We start from the raw sequence: 251 nt of genomic DNA, 5'->3' as shown, positions 1-251 counted from the left end.
CTGTGTCGCCGAGCCAGTGGACGAGCAGCAGATGCCCACCTGACGGCACGGCATCCGTTAGATATTCGGCCAGACGCAGCAGGTCGTCGCTATCCCAATAATACACGACCTCGGACAGCAGGATGAGATCGAACGGACCCGGCGGTGCCTCCTCCGGCAGGCGACGCTGCTCCAACGTGACGTTGGTAAGGCCGGTGCATCGCTCTTTTGCCGCCGCGAGGGCGGTGGGGGAGACATCGACCCCCAGCAGA

1 protein-coding gene is annotated in these 251 nt (G+C 64.1%); it reads right to left on the bottom strand.

Annotated features, from left to right (window positions below):
- Nucleotides 1-251: methyltransferase (locus AC0IYH_RS32970; RefSeq protein ID WP_471838594.1), on the bottom strand; the 251-nt coding region annotated here is incomplete at both ends.

The organism is Pseudomonas sp. AC463 (assembly GCF_979253585.1).
The sequence above is the reverse complement of the archived record's forward strand: the minus strand, read 5'-3'. Positions and strand labels throughout refer to the sequence as shown.